Raw genomic sequence first — 18234 nt, 5'->3', positions numbered from 1 at the left:
GACCTTTTTTCAAAGTGTCTATCTTATAGGGTTTATTTGGCTATGATTTGAATCTTTTTATGAGATTATTTTAACTCATTTAAGATTTCATCTAATTTTTCTGTTTCAGTAGTTACACCGTTGCTTGAGAAGTACCAGTTAACACCGTCTAAGTACACGATTTTACCTTCTTTGTAAGCGCGAGTTTGTTTAATAATATCATTTTCAATATCAGCTTTAATTGTTTCTACATCAGAAGCTGTACGGTCAATTATTAATAAAACTTCTGGATCTACAGAAAGAACTGATTCATAAGAGAAATCTGAACCATGAGATGATGCCTCAATATCAGTAGTTGCTGGTTTGAAACCAAAGTCATTGTACACATATGCAAAACGAGAATCTGCTCCGTTATCGAAACCAGAGATTTTTTTGTCATTGTACATTGCTACTAATGCATTTTCATAACCTGCTGCTTTTTCTTTCACTTCATCCACTTTTGCTTGTAGATCTGCTTTTAGTTTTTCAGCTTCTGTTTCTTTATCAAAGATTTGAGCTGCTAAGTCAACTGTTTCATTTACAGCGTTAATATAATTTTCATTGTCAGAACCTATGAATACTACATTTGGTGTAATTTCTTTTAATTCCTCATAGAATGGTGCTTGACGACCTGAGATGAAAATAACATCTGGTTCAGCAGCTGCTACTGCTTCAAAGTCGATTTGTTTTAGCGTACCAACATCAGCTACACCGTCAACTACATATTTTTCTTTTAAATGTGGTGGGATGTTACCTTTACCACCGTTAGCTGCGATTCCTACAATTCCTTCTACTCCAAGTGCATCCAGTGTATCCAAGAAACCATAATCTAAAGTGATAATGCGTTCAGGCATTTTATCTAATGTTACATCTTCAAATGTAATTGTTGTTCCTTTTTCTTCATCTTCGCTTGAAGCTGTCAAAGAAGATATTTTCATTGGAAATGCAGATTTTTCAGCCGTATCAGTTGCTGCTGAAGTTGAATCTTTCTCTGTAGATTCACCAGTTGCTGAATCATCATCTGAGTTACATGCTCCTAGCATTAATGTTAAGGCTGCAACAGCAGTTAAAAACTTCCATTTTTTCATCTTTCTTTTCCTCCTAAAATATACTTACTTTAATTGAAAATGATTATCATTTTCATTTCTAACTCTAGTTTAAATGAAACCTTCAAAATTTGTCAACTGATTTCTGCAATTAATTATCATTCTCATTTAGCCTCATGAAACACGTGCATAAGTGTCTGACTTATGCACGTACATGGAATCTACTGATTACAAACTAAAAGAACTTTTCGTCTGCAAAGTTATTGAGAATTAAAGTATACGCAAATACGGCAACCATCTTGCACTTGTACTGGGATATCCATATCGTAGACATCACGTAATGCTTCAGAATTGATAATTTCGTGTGTTGGACCATCTTTTACAAGGCGCCCCTCTTTAAGTGCAACGATACGATCAGAATAAACAGAAGCAAAGTTAATGTCATGTAATACAATAACTACAGTTTTTCCTAAGTCATCTACAAGCTTGCGTAAGATTTTCATGATTTGTACAGAATGTTTCATATCTAGATTGTTTAACGGCTCATCCAATAAGATATATTCCGTATCTTGAGCAATTACCATGGAAATAAAAGCACGCTGTCTTTGACCACCTGATAACTCATCTAAAAACTTATCTTGCATATCTGTTAAATTCAAATACTCCAGCGCTTGATCTACCAACTTCTCGTCCTCTGCATTTAGTCTCCCTTTTGAATAAGGATAGCGACCAAAAGCAACAAGCTCGCGTACAGTTAAACGGATGTTTAAATGATTGGCCTGCTTTAAAATAGCCACACGCTTTGCAAAGTTATTCGATTTCATTTTCTTTACATCCGTTTGATCTAAAAATACTTCCCCTGTATCCGCATCTAAAAGGCGGCTTACCATGGATAACAATGTGGATTTACCTGCACCATTTGGTCCAATAAAAGAAGTGATTGCTTTTGGTTGTATTTTTAGTGTTACATTTTCAACGACCGGTTTTTTCCCAAAGCTTTTAGAAAGCTCTTTAATTTCTATCATGCTGCTTTCCTACTTTCCTTTAGTAATAAGTAAATAAAGTAAATCCCACCGACAAAGTTAATGATGACACTAATAGTTGTATTTAAATGAAACACATGCTGCACGATAAATTGTCCTCCGACAAGGCCGATAATACTAATCAAGCTTGCTCCAACAATTAATACAGAATGCTTATACGTATCTAAAAATTGATAAGCTACGTTTGCTACGATTAGTCCTAAGAATGTAACAGGACCAACTAGCGCTGTGGAAGTAGCTATTAACACAGAAGATAAAATCAAAACTTGTAGAACAATCTTGTCATAATTAACACCGAGGTTAATGGCATTGTCTCGTCCTAACGAAACAACATTTAAATCTTTTAACAACCTAGAGCCATACAAAAATGCCAGTCCTAGTATAACCATGGCAATCAGTAATAATTCGGTTTTCACATTCATAAAGCTTGCAAACAACCGAGCTTGTAAACTTTCATATTCAACAGGATCAATGATGACCTGCATAAATGTCACTAGACTTCCTAGCAAAGTCCCAATGATCATACCTGCTAATAGTAGAAGGAAGATTGGATACTTATCTGCTCGGAATAGGAAACGATATAAAAGCACTGCGAAAATGATCATCGCCATAATCGATACGCTAAAGTTCAAATAACGATTTACGACGAATAAAGAAGCAGAGCCTGCTGTAAAGTAAATCACCGTTTGTACTACCTCATACATAGAGTCAACGCCCATTACGGAAGGTGTTAATAAACGATTATGTGTTACCGTCTGGAATATAATCGTTGCATAGGCAATTGCAGTACCCGTGATTACCATTGCAGCTAAACGTTCCACACGCTTTGGAAAGGCATAACTAAAGCCACCCTGAATATTGTAAAATGCAAACAATGCCATACATACTAATGCAATAACAGCCAAAATAATTAGCTTCTTACTATTTTTTCGCATATGCTTTCCCCCTAAACAACATAATTAAGAAGATCGCACTGCCGATTACGGCAACTGTTGTATTTACCGGAATCTCATAGGGATGAACTATTAGACGGCTGATAATATCACATGCGAGTAAGAATGCTGCTCCCATGAAAATAGTATGCGGTATTGTCTTGCGTAAATTATCTCCTAAATACAAAGAAACGAGGTTCGGAACGATTAAACCTAAAAACGGTATAATACCTACCGTTAAAACGACCGTTGTAGAAATAATAGCTACAATGACAAGACCTATATTTAACACTGTACGATAACTTAAACCTAAGTTTTTTGCAAAGTCCTCACCCATGCCTGCTACAGTGAATTTGTTTGCGTAAATATAAGCTATAATAATGGCAGGTACGGCTACGTATAGTAGTTCATAGCGTCCAGAAACAATTAGTGTAAAGCTCCCTAAGAAGAATGAATCTACATTTTGTAAGACATCTGCTTCGTATCCTAAGAATGTGGAAATGGCACCAATGATATTACCATACATAATACCAATTAAAGGTACGAACATAACATCCTTGAATTTAATACGCTCAAGCAGCTGCATAAAAATAAACGTACCGATTAGTGCAAATGAAAAACTAAAGAAAATCTGTCCCATATAAGACATATTTGTAAAGAATATCATCGAAACAATGACCCCTAGTTTCGCTGCATCCAGCGTACCGGCCGTTGTCGGTGATACGAACTTGTTCCGACTTAAACTTTGCATAATTAAGCCTGCAATACCCATTCCTGCACCAGCTAAAATAATTGCCATTAAACGTGGCAATCGACTCATTATAAAGATTTGGGTCTTCTGGGAGTCCAAATCAAGCAGATCACTCGGTTTTATATCAATGGCACCTATAAATAGCGAAATAAAGGATAGGATAATAGTTGCTACTACTAATATCCATAATCTCATTTGTAATCCCCATAAAAAAATATATTTCTCAACTTTGTTGATAACGATTATCATTATTGAGTCGTCTTTCATTATAAACAACGAATATAGTAAAATCAACATGTACTACTCAATTACATTGTTAATTTCAACAATTCTTTGTACTCTAAAATTATAAATTGACGTTAGTTTATGAACATATGTTTTAAAATATAGTTTAGGGTAGGACATTTAACTTGAGAACTCTAGTTTTTTAGACCTAATAGCTACCTGCAGGCACAATTATAAAAAAGATTAAATTCGTATTTAAATTGCAAAGTTTAGTTATGAAAACAAAGAAACTTCTATGTAGATTACATATGCATATTTCAACATTTGCTACCTTTCACTATGATGAGAATATGAAAAAACTGCTCTTAATATTCCATCATACTTAAGAGCAGTTTTGTTTGATTAATTTAGTTTATATACTGACTTCTTCTATACAAATAGCTTTTTTATTTCTTACCACAAAGCCTTTCTTCCAGCTAATTGTAACCATGAAGGCCGACGCGACCAATAGGCCACTTAATATATAGAAACATATGATAATTAATCCGGAAGAGACCATTCCTGTAAAAAGACCTAGTAATAATATTCTAATGAGTAAACCAATAGAACGGAACAAACTATCAACTCTGCCAATAATCTTGTTCGGAACTTGATCCATCAGGAACGAATTTCTCGCTACTCGAGCCCCGCTGTTTCCAATAGCTAAAAACAACATTAACGATAGGTAAATAGGCAGCTCTACAAAAACAATCAAAGAAATGGCAACGGTATAAATAAGCACTCCTACTATAATAGTCTTCTCATTTCCTAGCTTTTTCGCAAGCATCGGAACAAATGCCCCTGCTAGCACTGCTCCAGCTGCATATATCATTCCCTCCAAGCCATATACGCTAGCGTCCGCCTCTAGTACTTCCACTAAATAAACAGGAAATAAATAATTCGTCAGCATAACTCCTATAAAGGGCATAAAGGCAAATATCAAAAAAACGAACATGGCTGGACGTGCCATCATGTAAGCTAACCCATCCCAAGCTCTACCCTTCTCTTCCTTCTCTGCTTCTGATTGTTTCGCTCTGGTATAAGGAAGTTTAACATAGAAGTAAATAGCTGCTCCGTAAGTCAAAACATCTAATAGTAAAATATAATGTAAATCCCATTTCATCAACAAAATACTAGCTACTCCTCCAGCTATCATGCTAGAAAGCTGCCCCTGTACCTCCATCGTCCCGTTTAAAGATTTATACTGATCCTTATGAAAAATCTCCTGATTCATCGCAAACATAGTGGGATAAAAAATAGTGTAATACAGACTTCCAATCATATAAATTAGTGTATAATGCCAGATCTCATAGGATAACCCAAGGAATCCAATGGAAGCAAAAAACACTAATGCGATTAAACAAACTACTTCACTGATTAAAAGTAATTTTTTCCTGGACATTCTATCCACTAAAGAACCCACAAAAGGCGTTATCATAAAACTAATGATTGTCATTGTGATTGTAATGTATCCGAAGACAGTATTTCCTTCATCACTTGTCACGAGCATCCAAGGGATTGCAATCATTGTTATTCCAGAACCAATAGAGGAAGCTATATTAGCCAGTATGATCAGCCAAAATCGCGAATCTTTATATAAATTTTTCATCGTCAAACACCCTCTCAAATATTCTTACTATTCTTAATGTAAGGGAATTGACATGGATTGCATTCAGCCAATGGTCTTAAATCATCCTCATACCTTTGACCGAAGAAACCCACCTTTACAGGAGGTAAAGGTGGGTTTCTTTGTTTTATTTTAAGGTTTCCGTAAGATATAAGTCCTTTTGGATTTGTTTCAAAGCCTCCGTAAGCTCTATACGATAGAAAATAATTAAGTTTCTGGTTGCTCGCGATACCATAGTGTAGAGAAGAAACTTGTCATAGGGCCCAGCGTAAACCGCTTGGTCAGCGTCTGCTATTAATACAGTCGTAAATTCGAACCCCTTTGCCATGTATCCTGGCATGATTAATATCCCTTTCATATATACCTTTTGTTCCTGTGATATTAGTTGAATAGTGGGAATGATATTCTTCAATTCCTCAAAGAGCATCCGACAGCTTGCCATGTCCTTACATAATATAACCAAAGAGGTGTTGGTCTCATAATAAGAATCTACCACTGCTTCTATTTCCGTTAGCCGTTGCTCCTTATCCACTTTTTTTACTAATGGCTTTCTCCCACTCACTCCTAGCGAGAGGACCTTGTCTTGTTTTAAAATATCACTCATAAAATCTGTAATTTCATGCGTAGAACGATACGATTTGTTAAGTTCTACTATTGATATATCGGAAAGCTCCCTTGGCACCTGATCTTTTTCGGTTGGATGTACTACCTGGTTTTTATCTCCCAGCAAGGTAAAGTGAGCTTTCGGGAAAAGCTGCTGAATAGCTTTAAACTGAAGAAATGAATAGTCCTGTATTTCATCGATTACAATATGCTTGATGTCTAGGTTTCTGTCAATCCCTTTGATTCTAGCTTGTATATACATAAGTGGACCTAAATCTTCATAAAAAAGTTGTTTGGATTTTATTTGTCGAATCGTTAATTCATAGACTTTTCTAGCCTCCGTTGTATCCATACTCCTAATGGAACCCGTATAAATTTTCAGGATGTTAACGAATCCCAGTTCTTCTATTGCACTATGGAGGGGTGAGTACTGCTTTTCTATCTCTTTTTTACTCTGTCTAATCAAATCCTCGTCATCACCGATGTATTGGTCGACTCCTCTAAGTTCCTCGTATCTCCTCAAAATCGCTTGTTCCTTCCATTCCCTTAACCTAGGCATCAAGTGATTACGGATCTTTTTTAAACGGAAGTCTATTTCCAAGTTTGTATATTTTCGATAAAACAATTCTTGAAGCTCTGTAGCTGATATAAAAACTTTCTTGCCAATGCTTAATGTGTAAAAAGGTAATCCTGCCAATCCTAAATCCTGTAGGTATTGTACGAGATGAATTGCATAAGCATTTGAGTTTTTCCAGTAAAAGCTTTCCTGATGTATCAAGTCGGCGTTTTGTAGCCGCTCTACATTTTCATAAAAGGTCTCTGCCAATAATGGAAGACGCCTCATCCCTTTATATAAACGATAATAGGTTGAATGTACGACATTCTCCTCTCCTAATTCTGGTAAAACATTGGAAATATAATCATTAAACAAATCGCTTGGGGATATAAGCATAATATTTTTGGCGGAAAGCGTCCTGCGGTATTGATATAGAAGATAAGCGATGCGTTGCATAGCTACAGATGTCTTTCCACTTCCCGGTGGTCCTAGCACCATCATATTACGATGACTTTCTGAACGAATAACTGCATTCTGATCACTTTGAATGGTCGTCACAATACTCTTCATCTTTTGTTTTGCTGTATCCGTCAAAAGGCTTTGCAGCACCTCATCACCGATATACATGTCTGCATCGAATATTTGTAGAAGATTATCGTAGGAGATTTTAAATTGTCGGCGTCTTTGAATCTGGACGGGCACCATCTCTTCACTAGGAATTTGGTAGAACGCTTCACCTAACTTGTTTTCATAAAACAGACTGGATATAGGGGCACGCCAATCATGGATAATGATATCACCTGTATCTTCTTCACCAAACGTAGCGAGTCCAATATAAAGGCTCTCCAGTTGTTCATCCTCTATATCAATTCGTCCAAAATAGGCACTTTTATAGAGTAGCTCTAACTTAGAAAGCACGTCATTAACATGGATATAACGAAGTTCTTTTTCCTTGAGAGTAGGTAGTATGGTTGCAAAATCAATTCCACGTTCATCAGACAAATCTGAGAACTCCTTTGAAACGGATTGCCGCTCTTCTATTAGTTCACCTTTTTGCTTTTTAAGAAAAACTTGAAGAACATCTATATGTCCCGTTAGCTTTTCAACTACTGTGGTTAAATGTCGCTGTTCCTCATCCCAAATATGTTTTTCCATCCACTAACCTCCCTGACATAGCATGCTTATGTATTATTACAAAAAATTCTAACAATTTGCAGTCTTATAATAAAAAAATAAATCTGCTATAATGAATATATAAGAAAGGCAGAGACACTAGTGTCCCTGCCTTTTATAGTCTATGCAAATAAGCAAAAATTTATAAGAGTTACCTCAAGGCTATAGCTCTAAAGGTATTCCCTTTACCTTAAATCGTTTCTTTATAGACTACGTACCACTCTTCTTCTTTTTGTAGAATGTTGGTGCCTACCCAGCCTGCTTTAAGTAGCTTTTGCTGTTCCTCTATGTCAGACATTTTTATATTCATCTGATTTTCACCAAATACAATATAATCATTTCCGTCGAGCCTTTTGTAAAATATGTAACGTAGCATGTTGTCATACTTACGTTTGAGAGCTTTAATAACCATTCCTTGACTAAGCTTGTCCTTCAAGCTAGCAAAGTTAAAAGGTGCTACTGTTGCACAAATGTATGTGTACGGAGAATTCTGCAGGAGCTCCATTACTAGGTCTGCTAGTTTTCTTTGAAGACCGTAGCCTCGATACTCTGGATGGACATTTGTAATTTCCTGATAAACTACATCACCTAGCTGCTCTTCCGAAAGACCAATGTCATAGCCAAGGTGATTCTCATCCATCACTGGGATGGCAAGCGTTCGAAATGCAATCAGCTCATCATCAGCGAATACCCCTACCATTAATCGATGCTTAAGAGAGTCTTCAAATTCCTCTTTTGTTAGAGGCTGTAAAAACTCTTTGTTCTCTAAATGCTGGAGAACAATGCTCTGTAACGCTAAAATTTGTTCCATGTTGTCTATTGTTAATTCTCTAGCTGGATAATCTTTTTTCCCTAGACTGACAGTCCACTCTTTCATTGACGCACTTCCTCTTACTTCATGACTTTTACGGAGAACTCGGTTAACTCTTTTAACATATTTTCATCCACATCAATTCCTAAACCCGGACACTCATTCAGTTTAATAAATGGGACATCATAGCGCAAATTCCCAACGTCCTTCGAGAATTTAAGTGGACCGGTCAATTCGACACTCGTAAATGCTTTTTTAGAAAATGCCACATGAAAACCTGCTGCTGAACCAATAGAAGACTCTACCATCGAGCCAATCTGGCATTCCATTCCAGCCATTTCTGCCATATGAGCGAGTTTCATAGCAGGGTATATACCCCCACATTTCATCAGCTTGATATTCACCTTATGCGCGGCTTGTTTTTCTATTAATTCACGCATGTCTCGTATTCCTCTCAACCCTTCATCCATCATAAGCGGGGTACTAGTTTTTGCCTTGACCTCTACCATCCCATTGAAGTCGTCGGCCATAACGGGCTGCTCTAGCCAATCTAATCCGGTATGCTCCAACTGACGCATGGCAGAAATTGTGTTCGCACTGTTCTTCCACCCTTGGTTTACGTCCACTCGGATAGCAACCTCATTACCTACTTTTTCTCTAACGGCTTGTATACGTTGTACATCCGCCTGTACTTCTGTTCCAACCTTCATTTTAAACGATGTATAGCCCTCTTTCATACGTTTTTCTGCTTCCTCTGCCATAGACTCTGGTGATCCTATGCTCAATACATGAGTAACTGGAAATTGCTCGTGATAACGCCCACCTAACAATTGGTATACAGGTACGCCTAGTTTTTTACCAACTACATCGTAACAAGCAATATCTAAGGCTGCTTTAGCTGCTGGAGCTTGATAGACCGCCTTATCCATTTTTTCATGCAGTCGCTCAAATTCCATTGGATTTTCTCCAATCAAAGCCGGAGCTAACGTATTTTTCAGCATCGCATAAGTGCTCTCCCACGTTTCCCCTGTTACATGCTCGTCTGCTACTGCCTCCCCATATCCAATTAAACCTTCTTCTGTTGTTAGCTTAACTATAATCGAAGGCATATCATCGTATGTATGATAGCTGATGATAAATGGGGCAATTAATGGTAATCTAATAGCATAAATTTCTATTTCTTTAATTTTCATATTTTTCTAACTTCCTTTACATTTTTATATTTTTTAGTTATAGTTGTCGTTAAATAGTCGTTAATGTTTTAAAAAAAGGAGGATGTCATGCAAACACGTATAGCAGTACTTGGTTCTAGAAACTTTATAGATCGCTTGAAGCTTTTCGAACAAGAAATTCCTTCTATCCGTTTGGATTATTATCAATATCATACTCCAAAAGAAGCAAAGGAACTACTAAAAAATATAAAACCATGCGACGCTGTATTTTTCTCCGGTTCGCTCCCCTACCTATATGCAGTACAGGAGAGAGAGCTGTTGCCGGTACCTTCCTATTATTTAAAACAGGATGGTACTTCTGTTGCCACTACATTATTAGCAACCTGCAGTACCCCTATGCATCATATTTCCATGGATTTAATGGAACCAGCCCTTGTAGAGAGTGTCCTTCAGGATATTAATCAAACTGCTTCTGTCCCCTTCCTTATGCAAGTAGATCCTGCATTCTCTTTAGAGGAAGTGACTTCCTTTCATATAAACCTACAAAGGAACGAAAAAACAAAATTGGCTATCACCTCTGTGCACGCAGTTTATGAGACCCTGGTACAAAGGGGAATACCTGTTATACGAATGATTGATCCTAAAAACTCTATTTTAAAGTCCCTTGAAGAAACTAGGTCATTGGCATTACTCACAAAAAGTGAGGCTGCTAAGATTGCCGTTTGTTCCATCTCCCTTACCGAACAAGACATGAACACAGCAACAGCATTAAAAAGAATTACAGATTCGATTGATGCTTCTATTGTGAAAGCAGATGACCTCCTCTATTTGCTATTTACTACTCAAGGTAAGGTTCAGCAAGCCTTAGAGCACAATAAGGTTAATAATTGGCTTGAGTTTTTTAGTACACCAATTCGTATTGCCTTTGGTTATGGAACGACAGCAATAGAAGCAAGTGAAAATGCAAAAGATGCTTTAGCACATGCGACAGAAAATACAGTCTTCCTTATGAATGAGAAAAAACAATTGACTAGCCCACTCTTCCAGGAAGAGAACAAGATCAATTTAAGAACGAGCGATCCTAGGCTAGTTGTATTGGCGAAGGAAACAACTTTAAGTCCAGCAAATCTATCTAAAATTATGCTTTTTAGTCGCCTCCATCATTCAGTTGAGTTTACGGCACATGATTTAGAGATCTTTTTAAAGGTCAGCCGCAGGACTACCGAAAGGATACTAAAGAAGCTGTTGAACAAAGGTTATGCATCCATTGTTGGGGAAGAAATGACGTACCAGCAAGGCCGTCCCCGAGCGATTTATGAATTTAATTTTCCTACCTACCAATAAATATGTATAGGCATCAACTAATCTTTTTATCAGTATTCAATCATGAAACCTATAAAAAAGAAAGTTCAGCTTGTCACTGAACTTTCTTTTTTACGCTTCGGCAATCTCTTTGTTTAAAATCTCTTGCTTTTCTTCCTCTGTAATTTTTACAATGGAGAACCCTACCGCTGCATAGATAATAGATATAATTGGCACTGTAAAGTTTAATATTGCATAGGGAGCATATTCATAAGCCCCTACTCCTAATGTTCCTAATATGAAAACGCCACATGTGTTCCAAGGTATGAACACAGAAGTCAATGTCCCTCCATCCTCTAAAGCTCGTGATAGGTTTTTAGAGTGGAGTCCCATATTCGTATATGCTTTAGAAAACATTCTCGCTGGCACAACGATGGAGATATATTGCTCAGAGCATGTCGCATTCGTTGTAAAGCAAGCTAATATAGTAGAAGCTATCATCGAAAAAGCAGTCTTTGCTAGCTTTAAAATTTGATTCATAATAGATTGAAGCATCCCTGAAAATTCGAGAATACCACCAAATGTCATCGCCACAATGGTCATCGACACGGTATACATCATGGAATCCAATCCACCACGATTAAATAGTTCATCCACCATTGTGTTACCTGTTTTAATCTCAAACCCACTTTGAAGAGCACTAACAGCTGATGCTACATCTCCCCCTTGTACAAAAATTTGAGAAAGGAATCCTAGTAAAATCCCCACCACTAAAGCTGGTATAGCAGGTACCTTTACAGCAACTAATACAATTACTGCTAACGGGATTAATAACAACCATGGAGATATTACAAAGCTTTGATCAAGTACATTTATTGTTTGCTGTATGCTCTCCTGATCAATACTGCTATTTTTGTATTTCATTCCTAACAGACCGTAAGCTACTAACGCAATAATAGCTGCTGGTATAGTTGTATAAAACATGTGTCGGATATGTACGAACAAATCTGTCCCTGTAAGACCAGCTGCAAGATTGGTAGTATCAGAAAGCGGGGACATCTTGTCTCCAAAATAAGCTCCAGAAATAACTGCACCAGCAATCATAGCAGCTGGAATCCCCATGCTTAGACCAATCCCCATACCTGCAACCCCGATAGTCCCCATCGTAGACCAGGAGCTACCAATGGCAAGAGAGACAATCATACAAATCACACAAATAGTGACTAAAAAGAATGCTGGTGTAATAATTTTTAGACCAAAATAAATCATGGTCGCAACTACACCGCCACCGATCCAAGCTCCTATTATGAGGCCGACCAATATAATGATGACTACAGCTGGAAGCGCTAGTTTGATCCCCTTATACATCATTTCCTCGACTTCATCCCATTTAAAGCCATGCTTCCAAGCAACCATAGCTGCTACGATTGTACCAACTATTAGCGGAATGTGAGGACCTTGCTCCAGCTTAACGACAGCTATAACCATTGTTATAATCATTACTAGTAAAGGCGTTACAGCCCATATTAATGACATTTCTTTTTTCTCTGTTTGTTCCTTCTTTTCTACCATTCCACTTCACCCCTTCGCGACTTTTTCAATTATTAGAAATTGTCGTTTATTAGTCGCTATTAGGGATATATTAATCTTTTATTAAAAATTCGTCAATCTTTTTTGGCAATTTGTAAAAGCGTTTTCATAAGGACTTGAGCGCCTATATAAAGGGCTTTACGGTCAAAAGACATATGTGGATGATGAAGACCGGGAGAAAGGTCTGCACCGACCCCAATCATAGTAGCCTTTAAATCCGGCTGTCTAATCGTATAAAAATGGAAATCATCACTACCAGATGTGATAACCTCTTCCGCCAGGCTCTCTTCTCCTATTGCTTCCACGATACCCTCTCTTGCTATTAAAGCAGCCTCATTGGAGACTTCTGCTCCTGGAGTGATATCCTGCCATTCCCATTCTATATCTATATCAAAAAGAGCTTGAAGAGCATGTAAATTCTTTTCAATTTGTACTTTCATTTGTTTTAGCACACTATTCTTTTGAGCGCGTGCATCAATTGAAAAGCTCGCTGTACCAGGAATAATATTAGAGCTCTCACCGCCAGCCTGAATTTTAGTTAGTTTCGCGGAATATGCTTCAAAAGGAGAAAAATATAAGTTCTTTAAGGATTGATGTATAGCGACTGCTACATCAATTGCATTCTGCCCTTGATGAGGTCTGGCTCCATGGGCATCCATTCCTTTAATCTTACCTTCAAGAAACATAGCTGCTCCGTGATGAATTGCTGGTGAGACCTTACCAAAAGGTAGTTCTTCTATCGGTCTTAAGTGCACACCAAAGAGATGCGTAACTCCTTCAAGCGCTCCTCTATCGACCATAGAATTCGCACCATTTCCTTTTTCTTCTGCAGGCTGGAAGATGAAACGAATACGTTTATTTAATTTTTCATCCTTCAATAAAAGAAGGGCTCCTAAAACCATAGAGATATTAGCGTCGTGACCACATGAATGATTGGCTCGGTAAACCCCGTCCACTTCCTGCCACAAAGCATCTATATCTGCACGAATTGCTATTACTTCGTCACCTTCTCCTATCTCTGCTAGGAGGCCGGTTACATCATTAAAAAGTCGGTAAGGTACATTGAGCGAATCAAGAATTTCTGTTATTTTTTTCGTTGTTTCGAATTCCTTCCAGCTAACTTCGGGGTATTTATGAAAATGTTCAAACCACTCTAAAATTTGAGATTCTACCTGCATCTTTTCTCATTCTCCCTTTACACTTTTTTATTTTTAGAGCTTTTTTGAAGCCCCAATTTTTTACTTTATGATTTCACATACACGGCCAATTTGACCATCTGTGAGTCTTACTTTAATACCGTGTGGATGAAAGGAAGAATTCGTTAAAATATCTTGAACGATTCCTTTTGTTTTGTTACCGGTACGCTGATCCTTCTTCAAAATAATATAAACTTCTAGTCCTGCGTGAATGTCTTTTCTATTTTGTCCGTTCATATAATCACCTCTTTTTGTATCGTACCACTTTCATATCATGCTTACATCCATTTGTTTAATTGAAACCGGTTTTCCTTAGTAAGTTTTAGAAGAAATGGGCGCCATCTTATATTTAGTACACTACAACTGCTAATAACAGCTATGTTCTTTGGAAAAAGCAAGAGTTCATGCTATACTGTGAAAGAATTTTCATTACAAAAGGAGTGTTTTATAATGGCGAAAAAAGGTTATTTCCTTATGGAATCTGGGGACAAAATTGAATTTGAACTATATCCAAACGAAGCACCAAACACAGTAGCTAACTTTGAAGAATTAGCTAACAGTGGTTTCTACAATGGTGTAGTGTTCCACCGTGTAATTCCTGGTTTTGTAAGCCAAGGTGGAGACCCAACTGGTACAGGTATGGGCGGAAGCGGTAAAACTATTAAATGTGAAACTGCTGGAAATCCTCACAAACACGAAGCTGGAAGCCTTTCTATGGCTCACGCTGGAAAAGACACTGGGTCAAGCCAATTCTTCATCGTTCACGAACCACAACCACATTTAAACGGTGTTCACACTGTTTTTGGTAAAGTAACTAGTGGTTTAGAAGTAGCAAAAGCTATGAAAAACGGCGACAAAATGGAAAAAGTCGAAGTATTCGACGAAGCTTAAGTTAGATATTTTAGGTCTTGGGGTGATTAATTCCAAGGCCTATTTTAAATAACAAAGTCACACCCCTCCCCCCAGCTAAATCCCCAGTATCGTATATCACTGAACAATAAAAACAGAGCAGTACATTTTAGGAGGTAAAAGGATGAAGGATTTCCATTGCTGTGCAACTTGCATTCATTTTAGCAGTGAAAAAACGACTAAAGGCATGCATTATAAATGCAAACGATTAGGCTTTCAAACTGAACCCTCTTATAAATTCAACTGTTGGAACCCAAAAGAGAATGTAAGAAAGCTAATGGAGAAGACAGACACTAGTAAGTCTTAATAAATTAAACTAAATATTACAACTATATATTTACACCGCTTATCCATTATTGTATATTTTATATATAACCAAAAGGTTATGTGATGAGGAGGTCATTTGTTGACGGACATTTATAGAGCAATAGCAGATCCCATACGTCGTCGTATCCTCACCATATTGTCTCAAAAGGAATGTACTCAAACCGAGCTAGTTGATCATTTCCCAATCTCCCAGCCTGCAGTAAAAAAACATCTCACTATATTGCTAGAAGAGGAATTAATTGAGGAAAGGCGAGAAGGGAAATATCGTCTCTATCGTTTAAAGCAAGACAATTTTGCTGTTCACTATAAAAAATTGCAAGAAGAGATTGGCTTGATATTAGAGGATAAGCTCACGAAGCTAAAAAACTATTTAGAGGAGGATTAAAATTGGAGAAAGTTGTTCAGTCGGTTCAAAGGAAAATCTTCATAAAATCTACACCTGAGAGGGTATGGAGAGCACTTACACAAGCAGACGAACGTAATGCCTGGGAAACCAGAAGCTGCGAAATGGATATTAGAATCGGCGGACAGGTAACCCTAGATTATGGGTGGGGCGCTAGCTATGTAGGAACTATAATAGAGTTAGAGGAAGAACAAAAGCTCGTTTTGCAAGGGAACGACAAGCAATTGACCACATGGACCATTACTACTGAAGCAGATGGTGTCCTTGTCTCCATTGAATATACAGGTTCTTGGACTGGGGACATTGGCTTAATGGAAATGGACAATATGCTTTTTGGTACTTATCAGTTCATGTTAAACCTTAAGAGTGTATTAGAAAAGGAAATGGATTTACGCAAAAACTTTTGGAAAAGTTGGATTGGTGTCTTGCATCGTACTGCGGATAAACGAGAAGGAACTAAAGTAGTTCAAGTAATAGCCTCTACTCCAGCGGATGGGTTAATAGAAGTAGATGACGTGATTACAGCAGTAAATGGAAATCCGATTCAATGCTATGACGACTTGGAAAGGTATGTATTTTCATGTAATCCCGGACAAAATTTAATTATTTCTCTTAATCGAAATGGGCATGAACTGCCGGTTAGCCTTCATACGGTTGGTTTTGGTCAATTCAATTAATTCTGCTATATTGGAATCCAAGTAGGCCCTCCTTCGAGAGCCTACTTTATGTTAGGAAGAATCCATCTCTCGTCACTAAGCGTAAAGGCTTATCCATCAACCGTCTCGCTTCGCCACCTACAGCTTTATAAGATCTACCCTCTTAAGCACTTTCCTTCCAACTCATTGCATCGATTTTTAATAACAGTACTTCAGTTCTTAAAACATCTCAGCAAAACCCATTACGTTGTAAATAAATTCCTTTTATAGTCATAATTAATTATTTTTTTAATATTTGGTTACTATATTACAATATAGTAACAATTATAATATAAATTTGTATATTTATACCTTTTATATGTTTTTGTAGGTATAATAAATTATAACAAAATAGTGATAGGCGGAGGTGTACCTATGTTTCTAATCACTCGCAAAATCAATGGTACAACAGAGACCTTGAAAAATTCCAACAGCCAATTCAATAAAACTTTTACAACTTATGAGGATGCCCATAAGTTTGTTCTAAAGTTAAATAATAATATTATTCCTTCTAAGCATTGGAAGGTTACCGAAGAGACGATGGAAGTTACAAACGAGCAGTCATAGCTGCTCGTTTTTTTATTACAGTTTTACTTACCTGTCCAATCCCACCATATCCCGTCAATACTAGTGAACCCAATATTTTTTTGTTTCGCCTAAAAAATAATATGAAAAATCGTTACATATTCATCAGTCTAACCCTATCCCTCTACATATAAATAAGATAACTCTTAGCGAGGAGGAGGTGTTAATAATGAGTTATTCAAATTATTGTGGTGGTGGCTACGGTGGTGGATACGGCGGTAACACTGGCGGTGGCGGTTACCCAGGCGGCGGAGCTGGCATGGGTTCTGGATTTGCTTTATTAGTTGTTTTATTTATTCTTTTAATCATCGTAGTTGGTACTTTCGGATATGGAAGTGGCGGCGGTTATGTTGGCGGAGAGTCCTGCTAAATAAATGTGTTAATGTTCCTCCTAGTTACTATACTTCACCTCACAAGACGGGCTTTTAGGAGCCTGTCTTTTTTTATTACATGTAGTTATTTTATAATGAGTTTAAGAGCTCAGCATAATTATTTTTTGGAGTATTTACTTCCTTCGAAACTGGATAAGCCTGCATTAGGTTTGATTCATAAGGGTTGAGCATTGCTTTAAGCCTATCTTTATCACGAAGGTTGGGATCTAACCAATTCCCGAACTTTTCTGGTGGAAGTATGACTGGCATACGATCATGAATAGTCTTTACTAAAGAATTAGCTTCGGTAGTGAGAATAGTGCAGGAATGAACCGTTTCTTCATTATCCCTTTTCCAGGTCTCCCATATTCCCGCTACTCCAAATAGTTCATTGTTTTTCATTTTTATAAGCATTGGAACCTTTTCCTTTTCATTTACGGTCCATTCATAAAAGGAATTCATAGGTATGATACATCTTCGTTGTGTAAAAGCATTACGATAGCTAGGTTTTTCATCAACTGTTTCAGACCTTGCATTGATCATTTTGTAACCTATCTTCTCGTCCTTTGCCCAGCTGGGTATTAAACCCCACCGTAGCTGCCCCATTCTATTGCTGGTTCCATCGTTAATAATAGCTACGACAGACTGAGAAGGGGCTATATTATAATTAGGATAATAATCCTCTTCATTGGATACAAACTGCACATCAAATTGTTCTTTGATCTGTTCCATATCCGTATATAGACTAAAACGCCCACACATAAGTGAACCTTCCTTTCTAATTACCTGTCCTATATCCTTTTCCTATTTATCGTTCGTTCAAACGCAGACAAAAATTAAAAAGATCCCTAGAGTGTTTT

Annotated in this window: 19 protein-coding genes; 7 read left to right on the top strand and 12 right to left on the bottom strand. The window is 37.3% G+C overall.

Going from position 1 to position 18234, the window contains the following annotated elements; genetic code table 11:
* Positions 1-65: 65 nt before the first annotated feature.
* The 8 genes from NSQ95_RS00835 to NSQ95_RS00800 all read right to left on the bottom strand — a co-directional run bounded on the left by NSQ95_RS00835 (position 66) and on the right by NSQ95_RS00800 (position 10017).
* Positions 66-1106, bottom strand: coding sequence for a siderophore ABC transporter substrate-binding protein (locus tag NSQ95_RS00835; protein ID WP_340886345.1), 1041 nt, complete (start codon positions 1104-1106; stop codon positions 66-68).
* A gap of 218 nt (positions 1107-1324) precedes the next feature.
* On the bottom strand, positions 1325-2089 hold the full coding sequence (locus NSQ95_RS00830) for an ATP-binding cassette domain-containing protein (protein ID WP_169359281.1): 765 nt from the start codon (positions 2087-2089) through the stop codon (positions 1325-1327).
* The gene (locus NSQ95_RS00825) at positions 2086-3042 is read right to left on the bottom strand and encodes an iron chelate uptake ABC transporter family permease subunit (protein ID WP_169359282.1); all 957 of its coding nucleotides are present in this window, start codon (positions 3040-3042) and stop codon (positions 2086-2088) included. Before NSQ95_RS00825 ends, NSQ95_RS00830 begins: the two co-directional genes overlap by 4 nt.
* Positions 3029-3985, bottom strand: a complete 957-nt coding sequence (locus tag NSQ95_RS00820; protein WP_340886338.1) for an ABC transporter permease — start codon at positions 3983-3985, stop codon at positions 3029-3031. The genes NSQ95_RS00825 and NSQ95_RS00820 overlap by 14 nt, the downstream gene beginning before the upstream one ends.
* A 442-nt stretch (positions 3986-4427) precedes the next feature.
* A complete protein-coding gene (locus tag NSQ95_RS00815) occupies positions 4428-5663 on the bottom strand; it encodes an MFS transporter (protein WP_340886334.1) in 1236 nt (411 codons plus the stop codon).
* A gap of 145 nt (positions 5664-5808) precedes the next feature.
* Complete coding sequence (helD, locus tag NSQ95_RS00810; protein ID WP_340886332.1) at positions 5809-7995, bottom strand: RNA polymerase recycling motor HelD; 2187 nt, start codon at positions 7993-7995, stop codon at positions 5809-5811.
* A gap of 208 nt (positions 7996-8203) precedes the next feature.
* The gene (locus tag NSQ95_RS00805) at positions 8204-8890 is read right to left on the bottom strand and encodes a GNAT family N-acetyltransferase (protein ID WP_340886329.1); all 687 of its coding nucleotides are present in this window, start codon (positions 8888-8890) and stop codon (positions 8204-8206) included.
* Between the two features lie 14 nt (positions 8891-8904).
* The gene (locus NSQ95_RS00800; protein ID WP_340886327.1) at positions 8905-10017 is read right to left on the bottom strand and encodes a dipeptide epimerase; all 1113 of its coding nucleotides are present in this window, start codon (positions 10015-10017) and stop codon (positions 8905-8907) included.
* An 87-nt stretch (positions 10018-10104) separates the two neighbouring features.
* Between NSQ95_RS00800 and NSQ95_RS00795 the strand changes: the two genes are divergently transcribed.
* A complete protein-coding gene (locus tag NSQ95_RS00795; protein WP_340886325.1) occupies positions 10105-11340 on the top strand; it encodes a hypothetical protein in 1236 nt (411 codons plus the stop codon).
* A 90-nt stretch (positions 11341-11430) separates the two neighbouring features.
* Here the strand turns inward: NSQ95_RS00795 and nhaC are convergent, their stop codons facing one another.
* The 3 genes from nhaC to NSQ95_RS00780 all read right to left on the bottom strand — a co-directional run bounded on the left by nhaC (position 11431) and on the right by NSQ95_RS00780 (position 14321).
* A complete protein-coding gene (nhaC, locus tag NSQ95_RS00790) occupies positions 11431-12870 on the bottom strand; it encodes a Na+/H+ antiporter NhaC (RefSeq protein WP_340886323.1) in 1440 nt (479 codons plus the stop codon).
* 92 nt (positions 12871-12962) lie between these two features.
* Entirely contained in the window at positions 12963-14066 is a 1104-nt protein-coding gene (locus NSQ95_RS00785) for an amidohydrolase (protein WP_340886320.1), read from the bottom strand.
* A gap of 60 nt (positions 14067-14126) precedes the next feature.
* Entirely contained in the window at positions 14127-14321 is a 195-nt protein-coding gene (locus tag NSQ95_RS00780; protein WP_169359290.1) for a YwbE family protein, read from the bottom strand.
* A gap of 213 nt (positions 14322-14534) precedes the next feature.
* Between NSQ95_RS00780 and NSQ95_RS00775 the strand changes: the two genes are divergently transcribed.
* The 6 genes from NSQ95_RS00775 to NSQ95_RS00750 all read left to right on the top strand — a co-directional run bounded on the left by NSQ95_RS00775 (position 14535) and on the right by NSQ95_RS00750 (position 17373).
* On the top strand, positions 14535-14975 hold the full coding sequence (locus tag NSQ95_RS00775) for a peptidylprolyl isomerase (protein WP_169359291.1): 441 nt from the start codon (positions 14535-14537) through the stop codon (positions 14973-14975).
* Between the two features lie 142 nt (positions 14976-15117).
* Positions 15118-15300, top strand: a complete 183-nt coding sequence (locus NSQ95_RS00770; RefSeq protein WP_340886314.1) for a hypothetical protein — start codon at positions 15118-15120, stop codon at positions 15298-15300.
* 99 nt (positions 15301-15399) lie between these two features.
* Positions 15400-15705, top strand: coding sequence for a metalloregulator ArsR/SmtB family transcription factor (locus NSQ95_RS00765; protein ID WP_169359292.1), 306 nt, complete (start codon positions 15400-15402; stop codon positions 15703-15705).
* Between the two features lie 2 nt (positions 15706-15707).
* Positions 15708-16400 carry an SRPBCC domain-containing protein gene (locus tag NSQ95_RS00760; RefSeq protein ID WP_340886311.1) on the top strand — a complete coding sequence of 231 codons (693 nt, stop codon included), beginning with the start codon at positions 15708-15710 and terminating at the stop codon, positions 16398-16400.
* Between the two features lie 393 nt (positions 16401-16793).
* Positions 16794-16985, top strand: coding sequence for a hypothetical protein (locus tag NSQ95_RS00755; RefSeq protein WP_169359294.1), 192 nt, complete (start codon positions 16794-16796; stop codon positions 16983-16985).
* A gap of 187 nt (positions 16986-17172) precedes the next feature.
* Positions 17173-17373, top strand: a complete 201-nt coding sequence (locus tag NSQ95_RS00750) for a YjcZ family sporulation protein (protein WP_340886307.1) — start codon at positions 17173-17175, stop codon at positions 17371-17373.
* Positions 17374-17464: 91 nt separating this feature from the next.
* On the opposite strand, the gene NSQ95_RS00745 is transcribed toward NSQ95_RS00750, so the two are convergent.
* Positions 17465-18136, bottom strand: a complete 672-nt coding sequence (locus NSQ95_RS00745) for an SOS response-associated peptidase (protein ID WP_340886305.1) — start codon at positions 18134-18136, stop codon at positions 17465-17467.
* Positions 18137-18234 lie beyond the last annotated feature (98 nt).

The organism is Psychrobacillus sp. FSL W7-1457, from assembly GCF_038593405.1.
Lineage (GTDB): Bacteria > Bacillota > Bacilli > Bacillales_A > Planococcaceae > Psychrobacillus.
Note: the sequence above shows the minus strand (reverse complement) of the source record. Positions and strands in the feature narration are given on the sequence as shown.

Coding starts and splice junctions, on each gene's coding strand:
- NSQ95_RS00835 (WP_340886345.1), bottom strand. CDS start 1,106: ATGAAAAAATGGAAGTTTTTAACTGCTGTTGCAGCCTTAACATTAATG.
- NSQ95_RS00830 (WP_169359281.1), bottom strand. CDS start 2,089: ATGATAGAAATTAAAGAGCTTTCTAAAAGCTTTGGGAAAAAACCGGTC.
- NSQ95_RS00825 (WP_169359282.1), bottom strand. CDS start 3,042: ATGCGAAAAAATAGTAAGAAGCTAATTATTTTGGCTGTTATTGCATTA.
- NSQ95_RS00820 (WP_340886338.1), bottom strand. CDS start 3,985: ATGAGATTATGGATATTAGTAGTAGCAACTATTATCCTATCCTTTATT.
- NSQ95_RS00815 (WP_340886334.1), bottom strand. CDS start 5,663: ATGAAAAATTTATATAAAGATTCGCGATTTTGGCTGATCATACTGGCT.
- helD (WP_340886332.1), bottom strand. CDS start 7,995: ATGGAAAAACATATTTGGGATGAGGAACAGCGACATTTAACCACAGTA.
- NSQ95_RS00805 (WP_340886329.1), bottom strand. CDS start 8,890: ATGAAAGAGTGGACTGTCAGTCTAGGGAAAAAAGATTATCCAGCTAGA.
- NSQ95_RS00800 (WP_340886327.1), bottom strand. CDS start 10,017: ATGAAAATTAAAGAAATAGAAATTTATGCTATTAGATTACCATTAATT.
- NSQ95_RS00795 (WP_340886325.1), top strand. CDS start 10,105: ATGCAAACACGTATAGCAGTACTTGGTTCTAGAAACTTTATAGATCGC.
- nhaC (WP_340886323.1), bottom strand. CDS start 12,870: ATGGTAGAAAAGAAGGAACAAACAGAGAAAAAAGAAATGTCATTAATA.
- NSQ95_RS00785 (WP_340886320.1), bottom strand. CDS start 14,066: ATGCAGGTAGAATCTCAAATTTTAGAGTGGTTTGAACATTTTCATAAA.
- NSQ95_RS00780 (WP_169359290.1), bottom strand. CDS start 14,321: ATGAACGGACAAAATAGAAAAGACATTCACGCAGGACTAGAAGTTTAT.
- NSQ95_RS00775 (WP_169359291.1), top strand. CDS start 14,535: ATGGCGAAAAAAGGTTATTTCCTTATGGAATCTGGGGACAAAATTGAA.
- NSQ95_RS00770 (WP_340886314.1), top strand. CDS start 15,118: ATGAAGGATTTCCATTGCTGTGCAACTTGCATTCATTTTAGCAGTGAA.
- NSQ95_RS00755 (WP_169359294.1), top strand. CDS start 16,794: ATGTTTCTAATCACTCGCAAAATCAATGGTACAACAGAGACCTTGAAA.
- NSQ95_RS00750 (WP_340886307.1), top strand. CDS start 17,173: ATGAGTTATTCAAATTATTGTGGTGGTGGCTACGGTGGTGGATACGGC.
- NSQ95_RS00745 (WP_340886305.1), bottom strand. CDS start 18,136: ATGTGTGGGCGTTTTAGTCTATATACGGATATGGAACAGATCAAAGAA.